This is a genomic window from Chitinophaga sp. (assembly GCF_035564935.1).
Lineage (GTDB): Bacteria > Bacteroidota > Bacteroidia > Chitinophagales > Chitinophagaceae > Chitinophaga.
In genome coordinates this window covers 1-2,776 of sequence record NZ_DATMTE010001006.1, presented here as the reverse complement: position 1 = coordinate 2,776, position 2,776 = coordinate 1, and the positions used below count along the sequence as shown (strand labels likewise).

The following is a 2,776-nucleotide window of genomic DNA, read 5'->3' as shown; positions in this document are numbered from 1 at the left end:
CTGATCTTACTGATACGACTGATCGTTTTGATGAGCATGCCATTCAGGTCGGGCTGCAACTGCCATTCCGGGTGAATAGACTTCTCCTTCTTTATGGAGCCTGCCAGGAAACTGCGGCAAAAATGCTCAATGGTGGCATCCGGGTGCTTTGCTTCATACTCTCCCCAAAGTCGCACTAGTTCGACTGTTTGATTCATAATTACTCCTTTTTAGTTGTAAAACTATAAAATAATCACCAAAAAGTTGTTTTTTACTTCCAAATAGTTTTATTTTACAGGAAATACAACCAGATAGAAACAATGAATTTGTTATTCCGCATCATACTCGGTATTCATATTACCGGCATCGTTATCATGGCAGGTACCACGATGATTGATTACCTGACCTATAAAACATTCTGGAAGCTGGCAGATGCCGGCGCCCCTCATGCAGTGGGCATCATCCCACTGATGGCCAGGTACGGGGTATTTATCAGGGCAGGCGCATTCACCATTTTCCTTACCGGGACTGCACTCCTTGCCCTGGAAAAAGGCGCTGCATGGGCGCAGCCATGGTTTAAAGTAAAAGTTGTACTGGTGCTCCCGTTACTCTTAAACGGCATACTCATTGGCAATAAACAGGGGCATAAACTAAGGGAAACGGTTACGGCACATACACCTGATTTTCTTGCTTATACCAGCAGTATAAGAGAAAGCATGGATAGATTTTATCCCATCCAGCTGTCGTTATTTTTTCTTACCATTATAGTCAGTATGATCCGCGTTGATCCGGCAATTAAAATTTAACAGATGAAACATTATTTCTTTAAATCACTTACGGCGCCCGCAACACAATAGGTAACATCCTCCATTACAGCAAAATGCTTTTCTGCACATTCAATTTTCATTCTTTCCTTATCCCTTAAAAGCGACCTGCCTGCTGCCGTTTTTGCATCTTTTGTTTCCGCCACAAAAAAAAGCTTTGCTTCCGTTCCTTCCCCTTTTTTTATCAATGCCCAATCGGGCTTATACGCGCCTACAGGAGTTTTCACCTGGAAGCCCGGAGGGAGCTTTACATAAAACAGGATATCATCCCTGCTGTCGCACTCTTCAGCAAACTTCCTTTCAGGGCCACTCAGGGAATCTATCACTACGTAATTGTACAGCGTTTTTGCCTGGTTGTTTACTTTAATAAGGTTGTCGGTATATTGCTCCACTTCTGCAGATTCAAACAACTTCATTTCGTATGTCTGCCCTGCAATTTTTTCATATTCGATACCATTTATCCTGATGCGGTCCAATTCATCTTTAATAATTTTCACTACCGTATCCATAAATAACTGCGGGTTATTAAAGATCTCTCCCAACCTGCCGGATGCCAGGATGATCCGGGTAACAGTGTTTCTGGTAAGCGCTGTTTTGGACTGGATATAAGCAATAAAGTCGGGTATATCGTAATGAGTTGCTTTAACGATCTTTTCTTTGGCACCTTTTTGTTCACCACCCAGTTCTATCAATTCACCTTCTTTGTTTCTCACAAACTTTGCCGTATTCCTTTCCCTGTAAATAAGGGGTTTTTCAATCACAGGCATTCTCTGTAATGCAGCTACACAGTTTTTAACCAGGGCCTCCGTGTTGTAATTGATTTTATAGGTGGTACAAAATTTAATCTTCTCCCAAAGGGCTAAAAAAAGTGCATCCTCAAACCATTTGGCTTTAAGCCTCACTACGGTCCTTTTCCTCGCATCCCTGATCCGGCCCTCAAACTTAACGCCGGAATCTTCTTCTATTTCTGATTGCAAGGCTTTGGAAAATGCTTCATAGGATTCATTGGCAATCACCGTAAGCCTGTTAACAGAACGTTCCGTGTTACGCGCCCCATCCTGATCCACGCACAAACGAAGCCCCCGGCCAATTTCCTGCCGTTTCTTCATATCAGACCTGGTTGCATTCAACGTACATATCTGGAACACATTGGGGTTATCCCAACCTTCCCTTAATGCAGAATGACTAAAAATAAACCTTAAAGGCGTGGCTATATCCAGTAACCGCTCTTTATCCTGCATGATCAGTTTAAAGGCATCATCGTCCGCTTTGGACGACTTCCCCTCTTTGGAATCCTTAAATTTCCCTTTGTCCTGGCTGAAATACCCGTTGTGCATTTCTTCTGCATCATAAGTATACAAACCGCGATAGGCAGGCGCCTGCTGCCATTTGGCAAAACTTTCTTCAAACCATAAAGCAAACTTTCCTTTAATGGTGTTGCCCTGCTCATCATAACTGCGGTAATTAGCTACCCGGTCAATAAAAAAGATAGATAATACCTTAATCCCTTTAGCGCTTAATGCTTTCTCCTTCTTAAAATGATTTTCCACAGTGACATCGATCATTTCTTTTAATACCTGGCCGGTAAGCCCTCCAACAGCGTCTCCCTTATAAATTACATTACCACCCGAAAACGCTATGTAACCGTTTTCCGCGTCCAGTTCATTGATCACATATCCATCCTTATAAATATCCCATCCCCTGGAAAGATTATATAAATCATCTCCTGTTTTAGCGGTTACCTTTTTTCTCTTCACGCCTGATCTCTCATTCACAAAAATGGTAAGACTGGCTGTAACGGACAGCCTGGCTTTCTTAAAGGCATCCACGCTTATGAATACGCCTGAGCTATCATTCTTTGCTACTACGGAATCTACTTCTATCTGCTTCACCAGCCCCAGGTCGTACGCCTCAACGGGATCCAGCTTGTAAACAAGATTGTACAAACTTTTATGAGTAGCGGAATAACGAAG

General features: G+C 42.7%; 2 protein-coding genes and 1 pseudogene. 1 reads left to right on the top strand and 2 read right to left on the bottom strand.

The features are described from left to right. On the bottom strand, window positions 1-197 hold a 197-nt coding region (locus tag VN105_RS26025), incomplete at its 3' end, for a hypothetical protein (protein ID WP_325645746.1). Between the two features lie 102 nt (window positions 198-299). Between VN105_RS26025 and VN105_RS26020 the strand changes: the two genes are divergently transcribed. Beyond that, the gene (locus VN105_RS26020) at window positions 300-785 is read left to right on the top strand and encodes a hypothetical protein (protein ID WP_325645744.1); all 486 of its coding nucleotides are present in this window, start codon (window positions 300-302) and stop codon (window positions 783-785) included. A gap of 11 nt (window positions 786-796) precedes the next feature. On the opposite strand, the pseudogene VN105_RS26015 reads toward VN105_RS26020, so the two are convergent. Next, window positions 797-2,776, bottom strand: a pseudogene (locus VN105_RS26015) (hypothetical protein); the annotation flags it as partial.